This is a genomic window from Flavobacterium esculini (genome assembly GCF_048284325.1).
GTDB lineage: Bacteria > Bacteroidota > Bacteroidia > Flavobacteriales > Flavobacteriaceae > Flavobacterium.
This window is the reverse complement of record NZ_JBLVPI010000020.1, coordinates 23907-40094: the sequence shown is the minus strand read 5'-3', so window position 1 is coordinate 40094 and position 16188 is coordinate 23907. Positions and strand designations below refer to the sequence as shown.

Annotated in this window: 15 protein-coding genes; 13 read left to right on the top strand and 2 right to left on the bottom strand. The window is 33.3% G+C overall.

The features are described from left to right. Positions 1-66 precede the first annotated feature (66 nt). Positions 67-642: a 6,7-dimethyl-8-ribityllumazine synthase gene (gene ribH / locus ACNQGG_RS15605; RefSeq protein WP_417965500.1), complete on the bottom strand. Its 576-nt coding sequence runs from the start codon at positions 640-642 to the stop codon at positions 67-69. 106 nt (positions 643-748) lie between these two features. Beyond that, complete coding sequence (locus tag ACNQGG_RS15600; protein WP_417965498.1) at positions 749-1522, bottom strand: tetratricopeptide repeat protein; 774 nt, start codon at positions 1520-1522, stop codon at positions 749-751. A 232-nt stretch (positions 1523-1754) separates the two neighbouring features. On the opposite strand from ACNQGG_RS15600, the gene recF reads away from it, so the two are divergent. The 13 genes from recF (at position 1755) to ACNQGG_RS15535 (ending at position 16187) form a co-directional block, all read left to right on the top strand. Next, positions 1755-2834, top strand: coding sequence for a DNA replication/repair protein RecF (recF, locus tag ACNQGG_RS15595; RefSeq protein ID WP_417965497.1), 1080 nt, complete (start codon positions 1755-1757; stop codon positions 2832-2834). A gap of 78 nt (positions 2835-2912) precedes the next feature. Next, a complete protein-coding gene (locus ACNQGG_RS15590; protein ID WP_417965495.1) occupies positions 2913-3611 on the top strand; it encodes a thioredoxin domain-containing protein in 699 nt (232 codons plus the stop codon). Between the two features lie 7 nt (positions 3612-3618). Then, on the top strand, positions 3619-4290 hold the full coding sequence (locus tag ACNQGG_RS15585) for a DUF2461 domain-containing protein (RefSeq protein WP_417965493.1): 672 nt from the start codon (positions 3619-3621) through the stop codon (positions 4288-4290). 15 nt (positions 4291-4305) lie between these two features. Beyond that, positions 4306-5373: a glycosyltransferase gene (locus ACNQGG_RS15580; protein ID WP_417965491.1), complete on the top strand. Its 1068-nt coding sequence runs from the start codon at positions 4306-4308 to the stop codon at positions 5371-5373. 2 nt (positions 5374-5375) lie between these two features. Next, complete coding sequence (gene asnB, locus ACNQGG_RS15575) at positions 5376-7223, top strand: asparagine synthase (glutamine-hydrolyzing) (protein WP_417965489.1); 1848 nt, start codon at positions 5376-5378, stop codon at positions 7221-7223. A 27-nt stretch (positions 7224-7250) separates the two neighbouring features. Further along, a complete protein-coding gene (gene murB / locus ACNQGG_RS15570) occupies positions 7251-8285 on the top strand; it encodes a UDP-N-acetylmuramate dehydrogenase (protein WP_417965548.1) in 1035 nt (344 codons plus the stop codon). Positions 8286-8395: 110 nt separating this feature from the next. After that, positions 8396-9010 carry an FMN-binding negative transcriptional regulator gene (locus ACNQGG_RS15565; protein ID WP_417965487.1) on the top strand — a complete coding sequence of 205 codons (615 nt, stop codon included), beginning with the start codon at positions 8396-8398 and terminating at the stop codon, positions 9008-9010. Positions 9011-9131: 121 nt separating this feature from the next. Further along, the gene (locus tag ACNQGG_RS15560) at positions 9132-10238 is read left to right on the top strand and encodes a glycosyltransferase (RefSeq protein ID WP_417965485.1); all 1107 of its coding nucleotides are present in this window, start codon (positions 9132-9134) and stop codon (positions 10236-10238) included. Continuing rightward, positions 10229-10780, top strand: a complete 552-nt coding sequence (locus ACNQGG_RS15555) for an RNA polymerase sigma factor (RefSeq protein ID WP_073210103.1) — start codon at positions 10229-10231, stop codon at positions 10778-10780. The genes ACNQGG_RS15560 and ACNQGG_RS15555 overlap by 10 nt, the downstream gene beginning before the upstream one ends. Before the next feature lie 200 nt (positions 10781-10980). Further along, positions 10981-11796 carry an energy transducer TonB gene (locus tag ACNQGG_RS15550; protein ID WP_417965483.1) on the top strand — a complete coding sequence of 272 codons (816 nt, stop codon included), beginning with the start codon at positions 10981-10983 and terminating at the stop codon, positions 11794-11796. Positions 11797-12077: 281 nt separating this feature from the next. After that, positions 12078-12947: a lipoyl synthase gene (lipA, locus tag ACNQGG_RS15545; RefSeq protein WP_039110082.1), complete on the top strand. Its 870-nt coding sequence runs from the start codon at positions 12078-12080 to the stop codon at positions 12945-12947. Between the two features lie 58 nt (positions 12948-13005). After that, positions 13006-14010 carry a type I glyceraldehyde-3-phosphate dehydrogenase gene (gene gap, locus ACNQGG_RS15540; RefSeq protein ID WP_417965481.1) on the top strand — a complete coding sequence of 335 codons (1005 nt, stop codon included), beginning with the start codon at positions 13006-13008 and terminating at the stop codon, positions 14008-14010. A gap of 20 nt (positions 14011-14030) precedes the next feature. After that, the gene (locus ACNQGG_RS15535) at positions 14031-16187 is read left to right on the top strand and encodes a tetratricopeptide repeat-containing hybrid sensor histidine kinase/response regulator (RefSeq protein WP_417965479.1); all 2157 of its coding nucleotides are present in this window, start codon (positions 14031-14033) and stop codon (positions 16185-16187) included. Position 16188: the final 1 nt, after the last annotated feature.

Here is a 16188-nt window from a genome sequence, read left to right as displayed (position 1 = left end):
AAAAAAACAAAAAACCTATACTATTTATGAAACAGTATAGGTTTTAATAATTAGTATTTTTATTGTTTATTCCTTCAACTCTAAAGGCGAACCTTCTTCTATTTGAATTGCTCCTGCAGACAATAAATGTTGATTATCTATTTGATGTGACAACGAAGCTTGTTGACGAATATATGCCATTTTTATAGCCGCAATAGCCGCTTCTGTACCTTTGTTCCCGTGAATTCCTCCACTTCTATCAATGGATTGTTGCATGGTATTATCAGTTAAAACACAAAAAATAACAGGAATATCAGTTTGAACATTCAAGTCTTTAATTCCTTGCGTTACTCCTTCGCATACAAAATCAAAATGCTTGGTTTGCCCTTGAATAACACATCCAATAGCGATAACAGCATCAACATTCTGCGTTTGCAACATTTTCTTAGAGCCATAAATAAGCTCAAAGCTTCCCGGAACATTCCAGCGAATAATATGCCGGGCCGGAACTTGGTTTTCTAAAAGGGCTTCTATAGCACCTTTATAAAGTCCTTCAGTTATAGAATCATTCCATTCTGAAACAACAATCCCAAAGCGAAAATCTTTCGCATTTGGGATTGAATTTTTATCGTACTCGGATAAGTTTTTATTTACGGTAGCCATTTGATTATAGAATTTTGATTATAGAATTTTTGATTTCTGATATTAAAGATAGTATTTTGAAAACAAAAATCTTCAATCTTCAATCAGGAATCTTAAATCATTTTTACTATTGTGCCAATCCTATCAAAACGTCAACTGAAGCAGCTTCTGGAGTTGCATCAAAATTTTCTTTTATATCTGTAAAATATTTCAAAGCATCCGCTTTATTCCCTAATGCCAAAGCTGCTTTTCCAGCTTTCAACAAGAAACGTGGTGTAGTAAAGTCATTTTTATTTGATTCAGCTGCTTTCACGTAATTTTCTAAAGCTTCTTTTGGTTGATTTTTTTGAGAATAAGCATCTCCTATCGCTCCTTTTGCCAAAGCACCTAAAACAATATCTTCAGATTTAAATTTCCCTAAATATTCGATAGCTTCATTATATTTTCCTGTATTCAAATAAGCTAATCCTGCATAATAATTAGCTAAGTTCCCTGCATCTGTTCCAGAATATTCATCAGCAATTTTTAAAAATCCAAATTTCCCTTCTGAACCATTCAAAGACAACTTATATAATGAATCACTCGCAACTCCGTCAGTGGCCTTTTGAAAATTTTCTTGTGCAACAAACATTTCGTTAGCTGCTTCATCTTGTTTTGGCGTAGCAATAAATTTTTGATACGCTAAATAACCTACAGTGAACAAAGCAACACCTGCAACTAATCCTATAATGACTTTTTGATTTCTAGCTACCCAATCCTCAGTTCTTGAAGCTGTTTCGTCTAATGTTGAAAAAACACCAGCTGTTGTGCTGTCTTTTTCATCAATTTTAACCTCTTCAACCACATCATTTACTTCTTTTTCTTTTGGTGCTTTATATCCTCTTTTACTGTAAGTAGCCATTTAATTTTAATTTAGTGAGTCGCAAAAATAAAATTTTTATTCAAACCGACATAAAAAATATGCTTTTATATTCAAAAAAAATATCATAAGAGGTTCTTTCTTTCCAAAGCAAAAATAATTCCCATAGAAAAAATCTAAAAGCCATTTTTATCGATATTTTTCAATAATTTGCACCCGCTTTGAAAAACCTATTCAAAAACATCAAAGTTCTCAATACCAGCAAGCCTTAAAGATGTATTTAAAAAAGATTTCATTATTCAATTACAAGAATTTTTCGGAAGCAAATTTCGATTTTGACAGCAAAATAAATTGTTTCGTAGGTAAAAACGGTATTGGAAAGACAAATGTACTCGATGCAATCTACCATTTGTCTTATGGAAAAAGCTATTTCAACCCATTAGCCGTTCAAAATATAAAACACGGTGAAGAATTTTTTGTAATTGATGCTGAATTTGAAAAAAACGAAAGAAACGAACAAATCCTTTGCAGTCTAAAGAAAGGCCAAAAAAAAATATTGAAACGCAACGGGAAAGCATACGATAAATTTTCAGATCATATTGGTTTTATCCCTTTGGTAATCATTTCTCCTGCCGACAGGGATTTGATTGTGGAAGGCAGTGAAACTCGAAGAAAATTTATGGATAGCGTAATTTCACAGTTAGATTCCCATTATTTACAGCAACTGATTCAATACCAGAAAGTAATGAGCCAGCGTAATGCTTTGTTGAAATATTTCGCGCTGAATCATGTTTTTGAAAACGATACACTCTCTATATATAATGAGCAGCTCAACAGTTTTGGAAATTATATTTTCGAAAAAAGAAAAGAATTTATCGACCAGTTTATTCCTATTTTCAACACACACCATCAATCCATAACGGGTTCACAAGAAACCGTTCAACTAGTGTATGAAAGTCATTTATTCGAGAAAAATTTACTGACACTTTTACAAGAAAATATCAATAAAGACAGAGCATTACATTATACTAGCGTGGGAACCCATAAAGATGATTTATCATTTGAAATAGACGAACATCCCATCAAGAAATTTGGATCTCAAGGGCAACAGAAATCATTTCTAATTGCTTTAAAACTAGCGCAGTTTGAATTTCTAAAAAAACAAAGTGGCGTAAAACCAATTCTATTATTTGATGATATCTTTGATAAACTAGACGAAAGTCGGGTATCTAAAATTATTGAAATGGTCAACAGCGATACTTTTGGACAGCTCTTTATTTCGGATACACATCCGGAACGCACGGAAACGATTGTAAAATCGACACATCAGACGTATAAAATTTTCAACTTATAATTTTATTTAATAGTTTATTAAGGTTACAAAAATGAAAATTTACCTAATTTAGCCTATTCAATTTAAATTTAAATTAAAATGAAATTTCATTCTATTTACCTCATAATCTTATCTTTCGTAGTTTTATCCTGCAAGGGTCAAACTACAAAAACCGTAAAAACTATTGAAGCCAAAGCTTTTGCAGAAAAAATAAAGGAGACTCCAAATCCTCAAATTCTCGATGTAAGAACTCCTGAAGAATTTGCATCAGATTATATTGACAATGCTAAAAATGTAAATTGGCTTGAAAATACTTTTGTTTCTGACGCAGAAAAATTCGACAAATCAAGACCAGTTTTTGTGTATTGCAAAAGCGGAGGAAGAAGTCAGAAAGCTGCTGAAAAATTAAGCGAATTAGGCTTCACAACAATTTACCAATTAGACGGAGGAATTCTAAAATGGAATGCAGCCGGATTATCGAAACCAAGCGATAAAATCATTGGAATGTGCAGTCAGGAATATGCCGAATTACTAAATTCAGATAAAAAAGTATTGATTAATTTCTATGCCGAATGGTGCGCTCCTTGCAAAAAAATGACTCCCTATATTTTGCAAATGCAAAAAAATTTAGCAAATAAAGTGACCATCATTAGATTGAATGCCGATGAAAATAAAACATTGATGGCTGAATTGAAAATCAGTGAACTTCCTACGGTATTATTGTATGAAAAAGCAGCAGTAAAGTGGAAGCATTCTGGTTTTATTAACGAAGATGATTTAAAAAAACAATTACAATAGTTTCTATATGCTTTCAAAAGATACACTACAATTTCTGGATGATTTAAAGGCCAACAACAATAGAGATTGGTTTTTGGAAAATAAAAAACGCTACGAAGGGGTTAAGAAAGAGTATCAGCAATTAGTGGCTGATTTACTTGACGTGATGAAACCAATGGATCCTTCGCTGGAAATGTTGGAAGTAAAAAATTGTACTTTTAGAATCAATCGTGACATTCGGTTTTCTAAGGACAAAACTCCTTATAAATCACACTTAGGTGTTTGGCTTTCTTCCGGTGCAAAAGGTATAAATCGTTCTGGATATTATATTCATTTAGAAAAAGGAGCCAGTTTCATTGCCGGTGGATTGTATTGTCCCGAAGCAGCGGATTTAAAAAAAATGCGCATGGAAATTGCTTATTTCCATGATGATTTAGAAGCAATTCTTGAGAATAAAAATTTCAAAAAAGAGTTTATGGATTTTGATCGAAATGAAAAAAACACCCTAAAAAACCCACCGCGAGGGTACGAGAAAGACCATCCGGCCATTGACTTTTTAAAATTAAAAAGTTTCGAATCTTCTCAGAGAATTGACATTTCAGCAGTGACAAAAAAAGATTTTGTCACTACAATCAGTAAAAAATTAATTACCCTCAAACCGCTGAATGACTTTATAAATCGCGCTTTAACTTCTGAGTAATTCTAATTTATACCGATGCAAAAAAAGAAAATACTTTTTCTGGGAGAATCCTATAGAGCTGATGCCATCACTTGGATGAACGGCTTAAATAAATTTGGTGATTTTGAAATTATTACTTGGGAATTAAAAACCCCCAGTAATTCTATTCATAACCGAATTTTAAGGATTTTCGAATTTGAATTAGCTATTTTTAAAATTAGGCAAATAATAAAAGCCCAACAGCCGGATATGGTAATTGCGGAGAGAACCACAAGTTATGGCTTTCTGGCTGCATTATCTGGTGTAAAACCTGTTGCAATTGCGCAACAAGGCAGAACGGATTTATGGCCTGAAAAATCAATTTCATTACCCTTTAAAAAACTCATTCAAAATTACGCTTTCAAAAAAGCAGATTTAATTCATGCTTGGGGTCCAGTGATGACTATTTCTATGATTGAAGCCAATGTCGACATGAATAAAGTTTTGGTTTTACCAAAGGGAATTGATTTGGAAAAATTTAGTAATACCAACAATGCCAATCCCGAAAAAATTTGTGCAATCGTCACTCGTTCCTTATTGCCGGAATACCGTCATGATATTATTTTAAAATCCTTTGCCCTTTTAAACCAAAAAGGAATGGATTTCACACTTACAATTATAGGTGACGGAACACAACTTTCAAAATTGAAAGATTTAGCAAAAGATTTAGGTATTGAAAACAAAGTCAACTTTACCGGAAGAATTCCAAATACAGCATTACCAAAGCTATTGCAGCAATCTAATATTTATATTAGTATGCCAATAACTGAAGGGGTTTCGTCCTCTTTATTTGAAGCGATGGCTACGAATTGTTATCCAATTGTAACCGATATTGCAGGAAATCAAAGTTGGATTAAACATAGAGAAAATGGACAATTAGTTCCCGTTGATGATTTCGAAATGCTGGCAGAAGAATTAATCTGGGCATTTGAAAACAATAAACATCGGAACGAATCTGTTTTAAAAAACAGAACGTTTGTAGAACAAAACGCAGATTACAATATAAATATGAGAATTATTGCCAACAAATACCACGAATTAATCAACACAAATAGCCCCAACTAACTATGTGTGGAATTAATGGAATCTTGCATTTACAATTACAAAAAAAAGTTGACGAACGGATTCTGACAAAGATGCGCGATTCGCTGGAACATCGCGGCCCTGATGATAAAGGATTATTTATAGAAAACAATCTTGGCCTTGGACACAGAAGACTTTCAATTCTGGACATTTCCTTAGCCGGTCACCAACCTTTCCTGTCAGAAGATGGAAGATATGTGCTGGTTTATAATGGCGAAATCTACAATTTCAAAGAATTTTATCCCGAGTTGAAAAGCAATGGATTTGACATTAGAACCACTTCGGATACCGAAATTTTGATGAAATTATTTCAATTGCATGGCTTAAAAATGCTCAATCGTCTCAACGGAATGTTTGCTTTTGCTATTTGGGATAAAATAGAAAAAAAGTTAACTGTTGTTCGTGACAGAATGGGGGTGAAGCCGCTATATTATTCTTTTTACAACGAGGCTTTTTATTTTGCATCCGAACAAAAAGCACTTTTCACAGCTGGAGTTCCTTTCAAAATGGCACAAGACGGGCTGGAAGAATATATTTTTAACCGATTTGTTGCCGGCGAAAACACTTTGTACCAAAATGTAAAAAAAGTATTAACCGGTCATAGCATGACCATTCATGAAGGAGGAAAAACCACTACCCAAAAATGGTGGAATTTAAAAAAGGAAATTCAAAATCAACCCGAAATAAAAAATCCGGTGGAATGGTTTCGTGAAACTTTTGATGATTCCCTAAAACTACGAATGGTAAGTGACGTTCCTGTCGGTGTTTTATTGAGTGGCGGACTGGATTCTTCTTCCGTTTTAGCTTCCTTGCACCATCAAAAATACAAAGACATTGAAACATTTAATATTGGTTTCAAAGAGAAAGAACATAATGAAGCGCATTTGGCTAAAATAGTAGCAGATAAATTCGATTACGGTTTTCATACGATGCAATTAGAAGATAAAAGCCTTTTTGATAAACTATTAACTTCTACTTATTTTCAAGACGAACCTATTATGCATTTGAGCGAACCACATCTTCTTGCAGTTTCACAAATGGCAAAACCGTCAGTAAAAGTATTACTTTCCGGTGAAGGCGCTGATGAATTGATGGGTGGTTATGTGCGATACAAGGCCTTACAATATCCATCATTATTGAATTCTATAGCCACTATTAGTAATTTAGATGTTTTTACAAAAAAACCACGTTACGAAAAGTTAACGCGTTATGCCCAAATCATTAAAAAATCTGATTTAGTTATTTACAACGGTTCCAATATTTATCCCAATGATATTTCGGAAACTTTTGGAATTAACTCACCTCCTAAAAACGAATATAGGAGACAAATTTACAAAGAAGCAAAATCTCTATATCCGGACAATTTACGCCGACAAGCACTCTATTTTGACCAACATACTTATTTATGTTCGCTTCTGGACAGAAACGATCGCTGTACAATGGGTGCTTCCATTGAATGTAGAGAGCCGTTTTTGGACCCAAGATTAATTGTTGGGTTAGGCTCTTTGGAAGACAAATGGTTGTTTTCAGGAAAAAAGTGGAAATTTATCCTGAAATCATCAATGCAAGAACGCTTACCTGAAGAAATTCTAAAATTCAGAAAAGTAGGATTGAGTGCTCCATGGGGGGATTACATCACAAAAAGTCCTGCCTTTAAAGAAGAATTAGAATCTTTTTCTAAAAGTGATTTATTTCAAATTCCTTATTTTGAACACATAAACATCCAAAAACTCGTTCAGAATTTACAAAAAGGAGACACCCGCATGACTTCATACATTATGCCGCTGTTTATGATGCATATCTGGATGAAAACGTATGCAACTAAATTTTAATTCTTACTTTTGGTGCGGGATAAAACAATTCAAAAAGCACTTTCTTTTATGGAAATACTACATAATTTCTCTTTAAAAAAACACAATACTTTTGGCATTGAAGCCAAAGCAAAACAGTTCGTTGCAGTTCATTCAAGCGAAGATTTGAAAACTATTTTACAAGAAAATAAATCTCAAAATAAATTTATTTTAGGTGGCGGAAGCAATATGCTTTTGACAAAAGATATTGATGCGCTGGTCATTCATATTGATTTGAAAGGCAAGAAAATTATTGAAGAAAATGATGATTTTGTTTGGGTAGAAAGTCAGGCTGGTGAAAGTTGGCATGAATTTGTACTGTGGACCATAGACCAAAATTTTGGCGGTTTAGAAAACATGTCGCTAATTCCTGGAAATGTGGGAACCACTCCAGTACAAAATATTGGCGCTTATGGTGCTGAGATTAAAGACACTTTCATTTCCTGTGAGGCGATGACCAGAGAAAATCAGGAAATTAAAACTTTTACTAAAGACGAATGTCATTTTGGATACCGAGAAAGTGTTTTTAAAAATGAAGCAAAAGACCAATATATCATTACTTCGGTTGTTTTTAAATTGACAAAACGCAATCATAAAATCAATACTTCTTACGGTGATATTACGTCAGAATTAGAAAAAAATAACATCACCAATCCTACTTTAAAAGACGTCAGTAATGCCGTAATTGCCATCCGACAAAGCAAATTACCGGATCCAAAAGAACTAGGAAACAGTGGTAGTTTTTTTAAAAATCCTATCGTATTAAAATCTGATTTTGAGAAAATCCACCAGCAATTTCCAGAAATGAAATATTATGACGTTTCTGAAACCGAAGTAAAAGTTCCTGCTGGATGGCTAATTGAGCAAGCAGGTTTCAAAGGAAAACGTTTTGGGGATGCCGGAATCCATAAAAACCAAGCTTTGGTTCTAGTGAATTATGGTAATGCGACCGGACAGGAAATTTTGAATGTTTCAAAAGATATTCAGGAAACGATTTTTAAAACATTTGGCATTCATATTGAAGCCGAGGTAAATGTGATATAGGTTTAAGTATTCAGTCGCAGTGTTTAGTTCTAGTAGAAATCGGAATATAGATTGATTTCAGATAGTCAATACAAAATAGTATTTCAAAAATCCTAATTCTTAAATTAAAGATGTTTATTCCAGATATTTATAAAAACGAGAATCGAGAAGAAATCAAAAAATTTCTTCAAGAGAACAGCTTTGGTATTCTAATCAATCAAACGGATGGAAAATTGTGCGCAACACATATTCCATTAGAACTGGATACTAATAAAGATGGAAATCAAATTTTATGTGGCCATATTTCTAAAGAAAACCCCCAATGGAAAGGTTTTACTGCTAACGACCAAATTTTAGCCGTTTTCTCCGGACCACATTCTTATATTTCTTCTTCTTGGTACGATCATGAAAATGTGCCAACATGGAACTATATTGCTATTCATGTTTACGGAAAAATTAAAATCATCGAAGGAGAAGCAGTAATAGAATCCCTAAAAAAATTGGTTGATAAATACGAACAGAATTCTAAAAACCCAGTTCGTGTAGCAGATTTATCTAAGAAAACCATGATGCAAACCCGAGGTATCGTAGCATTTGAAATCGAAATTACAGAAATCCAAGCCACGAGAAAATTATCGCAAAACCGAGATGATAAAAATTATCAAAACATCATTTCCGAATTAGAAAAGACAGAAGATGTCCAAGGGATTGCTGTTGCAAATGAAATGAAGAAATGCCCTCGATAAATTATTTCGAAATTCACACATTGTACTTATCAATTCACAATCTATTCATACCTTTGCACTTTCCCGTCCCGATCCCGAAGCCTCGGGACGGGATCGGGGATTAAAAACTCATTAAACTCAGATGCTTATACTAATTCTTTACTTTTTTATTTTTATTGTTGTTGTTCAAATTTCGTATTATCTGGGTGTTTTTGGAAAATTTGCTTTCGCCAAAGCACAAAAGATAACGGCAAAAAGAATCCCAATATCGGTTATTGTTTGTGCCAAAAACGAAGAAGAAAATGTAGCAAATTACATCCCGTTACTTGCTGAACAAAACTATCCTGATTTTGAAATTGTCTTGATTGACGATGCTTCAAGTGATAACACTTTGGCTGTTTTTGAAGAATTTGAAAAGCAATATTCTAATGTCCGTTTGGTAAAAGTGAAGAACAACGAAGCTTTTTGGGGCAACAAAAAATATGCATTGACATTAGGTATTAAAGCAGCCAAAAAAGAATATTTACTATTCACTGATGCAGATTGTTACCCAACTTCAAAAGATTGGATGCTGGCAATGAGCTCCCAATTTACGATGCAAAAGACAATTGTTTTGGGTTATGGTAAATATGAAAAAATCCCTAATTCATTTCTGAATAAAATAATTCGCTTTGAAACTTTGCTTACTGCAATTCAGTATTTTTCTTGGGCAAAAATAGGACATCCTTATATGGGCGTTGGGCGAAATTTAGCCTACAAAAAAGAAACTTTTTTTAATGTAAATGGCTTTATAGAGCATATGCAAATTCGTTCAGGTGATGATGATTTGTTTGTCAATCAGGCGGCAAATGCAAAAAACACGACTATTGCTTACACACCAGAAAGTTTTACGCTCTCTAAACCAAAAACAACATTTAAAGACTGGTTTACCCAAAAAAGAAGACACGTAGCTACGGCAAATTATTATAAACCTTTAGATAAATTACAATTAGGAGCTTTTTATTGTTCGCAATTATTATTTATCATTGTGCCTATTATCTTATTATCATTTCAATTTCAATGGATACTCGTCTTGAGTTTAATTGCAGTACGATATTTGGTTGCGTGGATTGTTGTTGGATTTTCTGCAGGAAAATTAAAAGAAAATGACATTAAAGTATGGTTCCCTATAGTGGAGATAGTACTTATATTGACACAAATCAATATCTTTATAACCAATATATTCTCAAAACCGGTACATTGGAAATAAACAAACAAATAGAAAAAGCAAAGCAAGGCGATCAGGTTGCCTTTACTTTTCTATTGGATTATTATTGGAACGAAGTGTATGGCTTTATGCTGAAGCGTACTGAAAACGAAACCAATGCAGAAGATATTACAATCGAAACTTTCTCAAAAGCTTTTGACAAAATAGCGACTTACAACTCCGAATTTCAGTTTAATACGTGGCTTATCGCTATTGCAAAAAATGTACACATCGATTTATTGCGAAAAAAGAAATCGAGTCTTTTTGTCGAAATTACTGATGAAGAAGACCAACAAGCCTACAACATTGCCGACACTACTCCATCGGCAGAAGATGAATTAATTACGGAACAAAACCTTTCGCAATTATTACAATTCATCAAAGAATTAAAACCACATTACCAAGAAGTCATCCAATTACGCTATTTTCAGGAAATGAGTTACCAAGAAATTGCCAACAAAATTGACGAACCATTGAGCAATGTCAAAATTAAATTGCTTCGCGCCAAAAAACTTCTGGCGGAAATCATTCAGAATAAAAGATAGTTTTTTATGGGGGTTTATTCGTCTATTTGATTATTCGTTAAATCGATATTTAAGACATCGTTAATCGAATAAACGGTTAAACAATTAAACTAAAAAAATAATCCACACTTTACATACTAAATTTCCTGTTATTTACGTTGTTAATAAAAACAACACTTGCTTATGATTTAACTGATACTTAACCTTTAAATCCATAAATTATGTCAAAATTAAGCATTTACGAAACCAGCTGGATTGACCTTGTTTTTCAATACAAAAACAAAGAATATGGAGCCTATCAGTTGCGCCAAGAAAGTACCAAAACTTCAGTGATGGCACTTTTCATGGGAATATTACTTTTAACTTCTGCTTTGAGTATTCCTGTGATTCTGAGTTATTTTAATTCTGAAAATAAGATAACGATACCTGAATTCACAAATACCATAGTCAACGTAACCGATATTATACCCAATCAAATTAAAGAAATAAAGAAACCAGTTCTTCCAGAAGTAAAAAAACAAAATACAGAAACACCAATTCAAAGTAACCAACTTGTGAATCCTGTAATTGTACAGGCACAACAGGCAAATCAAGATATTGCTAAAAACACCGAAAACACAAGTACAACAAACAGCATTACAGATGGAACGGCAACTGTTGGCATAAATCCAACTTCTTCCTCTGGAACGGGAACTGATACTCCTGTTGATCCCGGAAATACAATTGTTGCCAGTGCAAGTCTGGACAAACTGCCTGAATTCCCGGGAGGAATCAATAAGTTCTATACTTATGTAGGAAATAATTTTGAAAAACCAGATATTGACAGCGGCAGCACGATGAAAGTTTATGTAACTTTTGTGATAGAAAAAGACGGGAGCATGACTGACATTCAAGTAAAAAGAGATCCTGGTTATGGTTTAGGAAAAGAAGCCATCAGAGTATTGAAATCCTTAAAAACGAAATGGTCTCCGGGAATGATTGGTTCAAAACCGGTTCGAACTGCCTATACTCTTCCCATTACGGTACAAATGGATTAGTTATTTAAAACAGAAAAGCTTCAAATTAATGAAGCTTTTCTTTAATACTGTCCTTATTTTTTACTATTTATCTTAAAACATCCACAGTCCTTTTCAATCCTGATTAAAGTTCCGCCTCTGCCTTTTAATTGCAGATTCACAAAGAAAAGCGAGACAATCCTATCTTAAAAACACGTAAATATTGTGCTCCAACTGCTTCAATTTCTCTTCTTTCAAATAAACAAATAAACGAATCCACAAATAAACTACATTCCTTATCTTTGTGCTTTGAATATTGATATATGGAAACTGTTTTAGAAAATACTTTACCTATAGGAAAACCGAAATGGTTGAAGGTAAAACTCCCAATTGGCCAAAAATATACAGAGCTTCGTGGCTTAGTAGACAAATATAGTTTGAACACGATTTGTACCTCGGGAAGTTGCCCTAATATGGGCGAATGCTGGGGTGAAGGGACCGCTACATTCATGATTTTAGGAAATGTATGTACGCGTTCTTGCGGTTTTTGTGGTGTGAAAACTGGAAGACCAGAAACTGTGGATTGGGATGAGCCGGAAAAAGTGGCGCGTTCCATCAAAATAATGAACATCAAACATGCTGTAATTACCAGCGTTGACCGGGATGATTTGAAAGATGGCGGATCAATTATTTGGATTGAAACCGTAAAAGCCATTCGCAGAATGAACCCAAACACGACATTAGAAACTTTAATTCCTGATTTTCAAGGTATCGAAAGAAATATTGACCGAATCGTGGAAGCGAATCCTGAAGTAGTTTCGCATAATGTGGAAACCGTTCGCAGATTGACTCGTGAAGTCCGTATTCAAGCTAAATATGACCGAAGTCTGGAAGTATTGCGTTACTTGAAAGAAAAAGGAATCAATAGAACAAAGTCTGGAATTATGCTTGGCCTAGGTGAAAAAGAAGAAGAAGTTTTTCAAACGATGCGAGATTTACGCGAGGCAAATGTTGATATTGTAACCATAGGCCAATACTTACAACCCAGTAAAAAACACTTGCCGGTAAAGGAATTCATAACGCCGGATCAGTTTGCAATATATGAGAAATTTGGCTTGGAATTAGGGTTTCGTCATGTAGAAAGCGGACCATTAGTTCGTTCATCTTACAAAGCACAAAAACATATTTTATAAAAAGTTCATTTGTTTAATCCGTTAATCGGTTAACCAAATAAACGAACAACGAAGCCATTTGAAAACAAGAATTGCCATTAATGGTTTTGGAAGAATTGGTCGGAATTTATTTCGCTTGCTTTTAAACCATCCTACAATTGAAGTCATTGCCATAAATGATATTGCTGATACGAAAACTATGGCACATTTAGTGAAATACGACAGTATTCACGGTGTTTTACCATTTTCCGTAAGTCCTGATGAAAAAGGTTTTTCTGTTGATGGAAAACATTTTTTATTCTTTCACGAAAAAAGCATTCCAAATCTGGATTGGAAAACTTTAGACATCGATTACGTAATCGAGTCGACTGGCAAGTACCGCACTTTTGAAGAAATAAACGCTCATATTTTGGCTGGTGCCAAGAAAGTAATACTTTCCGCGCCCTCGGAAGTAGACACTATAAAAACGGTTGTTCTGGGTGTGAACGAGAATATTCTTGACGGCACTGAAACCATAATATCCAACGCCAGTTGCACAACGAATAATGCAGCGCCAATGATGAAAGTAATTGACGAACTTTGCGGCATTGAGCAAGCCTATATTACTACTATACACTCGTACACAACAGATCAAAGTTTACACGATCAACCACATAAGGATTTACGCAGAGCTAGAGGAGCAAGTCAATCAATTGTTCCTACAACTACTGGTGCAGCTAAGGCATTAACAAAAATTTTCACTAAATTGCAAGGGAAAATTGGCGGATGTGGCATTAGAGTCCCGGTTCCGGATGGTTCTTTAACGGATATCACATTCAATGTGAAACGTGCTGTGACCATAAATGAAATAAATGCTGCTTTTAAAATTGCAGCACAAACCAACTTAAAAGGGGTTCTTGATTATACAGAAGATCCTATCGTTTCGGTAGACATTATCGGAAATAGAAATTCTTGTCTTTTTGATGCACAACTCACCTCAGTAATAGATAAAATGGTGAAAGTAGTAGGTTGGTATGATAATGAAATAGGATACTCATCTAGAATTATTGATTTAATTCTTTTAATAGAAAGTAAAAAAAATTAACAATAAAAATTTAGTTATAAATGAAATACCTTTTCATTTTTATCTTTTTTTTAAATTCGGTTCTGTATTCTCAAACCAATGAGAAAACAGACAGCATTTCATATTACAGCAATTTAAGCAAATCAAACATCCTAAATAACAAGTACAAAAATGCTCTTTTTTACACACAAAAAGCAATAAACTATTCTAAGGATATTCGAAATACAGCGGTTCAGGCAAACCAAACCTATATCTTAGGTAAAATTTATTTTGATTTAAAAAAGTATACTGATGCCATTGAAAAATTTCACAAAAGCATTACGTTATATAAAAAATTAAATCCCGCAGCCACATACGCCTATTCTTACTATTATCTGGGGCTATGCTATGCCGAAAAAGCAAATTTTGCTGATGCTAAAATTTGTTTTAATCAAACGCAATCAATTTTTGATGAATTGAAAATCACTGATACTGCCGAAATACTAACACTTCAAAGAGGGATTATAAGCAAGTCAAAAGGAAATTCTGATTTAGCATCGACAATTTTTAAAACTATTATTGCAAAACCTGACAGTCCAGAAATATTAAATTCTAAAGCGGAAGCGCTGTATCAAATAGGAGTTATTGAAGCTACAAAAAACAGATACAACTTAGCGTTAAATTATCTAAATAAAGCATTAGCACTAAATGAAAATATAGAACAAAAATCTAATATTCTACTGGCATTAAGCTCAGTATATGAAAAAATATTAGATAAAAACAATGCCTATTCCTATTTGAAACAGCATCTTAATCTAAAAGAAAGTATTTCTATTTTAAATAATGAAAGACTGGGAATCGATGATTATGATAAATTCAAAGAAACCCAACGTTTAAAAGAACTCGCACAGATAGATATAGAGAATAAACAACAACAAAAAAACAGCAAATTTTCTAAGTTAATCAGTTTTTTGGCAATAGCATTAATTTCAATATTAACCTTATTAAGCTTGTCTTTGTATAAAAATAATATTATTAGAACGCAGTCCAATCTAATGCTGAAAGAAAAAAATAAAGAATTGGAAATCGCAAAAGAGAAAGCAGAAAGAGCCTCCAATGCCCGATCCGAATTTTTATCGACCGTGAGCCATGAACTTCGAACACCATTAAATGCCATCAATGGAATTGCCCATTTATTATTGGACGAAAAGCCGAAAAAATCTCAGATGAACTATCTGAATTCATTAAAATTTTCAGGAGATTATCTGACAAAGTTTATAAATGAAATTCTGGAAATTAATAAAATTGATTCTAATAAATTAGAAATAGAATATATCAACTTTAATTTGAAACAATTATTAGAAGACATTCAGAACTCTTTAAAAGAATTAGCTAGTGTAAACAACAACAAATTTAATCTCGAAATTGACTCTTCCATTCCTGATTATTTGATTGGTGACCCAACTAAATTATCTCAGATAATGATGAATCTGATTAATAATGCCTTTAAATTCACAAAAAATGGTAGTGTTACCGTAATTGCAAAACTTCATTCTTTGGAAGATAAAAAAGCAACTTTATATTTTGAAGTAACTGATACCGGAATTGGAATTCCGGCAGACAAATTGCAAAGTGTTTTTGATAGTTTTTCACAAGGCTCGATAGAAATCAATCGTAAATATGGTGGAACTGGTTTAGGCTTAACAATCGTAAAAAAATTGATTAAAATTCTGGGAGGAAAGATAAATTTAAATAGTGTAGTAGGAAAAGGCTCTTCTTTTTCATTCGAATTACAATTTAAATTAGGGTTACAATTAGTAACCATCGAAGAAAAACCAAAACCATACAAGGACTCTTCCCTAAAAAACAAAAAAATACTTTTAGTGGAAGACAATAAAATTAATCAAATGATTACCGAAAAAATGCTTCTTAAGAAAGGAATTTTATGTGAGATTATTGATAATGGTGAAGAGGCCATAGAAATAGTAAAAAACAACAAATTTGATTTAATTCTTATGGATGTCCATTTACCAGGAATCAACGGAACTATTGCTACAGAAGAAATTAGAAAATTTGATACTAAAACACCTATAATTGCACTCACTGCTATCTCATTACATGAAAATCGGGAGATGCTTTTATCGTTTGGTATGAATGATGTTGTAACCAAACCATTCATACCAGAAGAATTCTATGCGGTAATTGCTAAAAATGTATAGC

Bases quoted from the DNA above. Each gene is read 5' to 3' on its own strand.
- ACNQGG_RS15550 (WP_417965483.1), top strand. From the start codon at position 10,981: ATGTCAAAATTAAGCATTTACGAAACCAGCTGGATTGACCTTGTTTTT.
- ACNQGG_RS15590 (WP_417965495.1), top strand. From the start codon at position 2,913: ATGAAATTTCATTCTATTTACCTCATAATCTTATCTTTCGTAGTTTTA.
- ACNQGG_RS15580 (WP_417965491.1), top strand. From the start codon at position 4,306: ATGCAAAAAAAGAAAATACTTTTTCTGGGAGAATCCTATAGAGCTGAT.
- recF (WP_417965497.1), top strand. From the start codon at position 1,755: ATGTATTTAAAAAAGATTTCATTATTCAATTACAAGAATTTTTCGGAA.
- ACNQGG_RS15585 (WP_417965493.1), top strand. From the start codon at position 3,619: ATGCTTTCAAAAGATACACTACAATTTCTGGATGATTTAAAGGCCAAC.
- asnB (WP_417965489.1), top strand. From the start codon at position 5,376: ATGTGTGGAATTAATGGAATCTTGCATTTACAATTACAAAAAAAAGTT.
- ACNQGG_RS15600 (WP_417965498.1), bottom strand. From the start codon at position 1,522: ATGGCTACTTACAGTAAAAGAGGATATAAAGCACCAAAAGAAAAAGAA.
- ACNQGG_RS15560 (WP_417965485.1), top strand. From the start codon at position 9,132: ATGCTTATACTAATTCTTTACTTTTTTATTTTTATTGTTGTTGTTCAA.
- lipA (WP_039110082.1), top strand. From the start codon at position 12,078: ATGGAAACTGTTTTAGAAAATACTTTACCTATAGGAAAACCGAAATGG.
- ACNQGG_RS15535 (WP_417965479.1), top strand. From the start codon at position 14,031: ATGAAATACCTTTTCATTTTTATCTTTTTTTTAAATTCGGTTCTGTAT.
- ribH (WP_417965500.1), bottom strand. From the start codon at position 642: ATGGCTACCGTAAATAAAAACTTATCCGAGTACGATAAAAATTCAATC.
- ACNQGG_RS15565 (WP_417965487.1), top strand. From the start codon at position 8,396: ATGTTTATTCCAGATATTTATAAAAACGAGAATCGAGAAGAAATCAAA.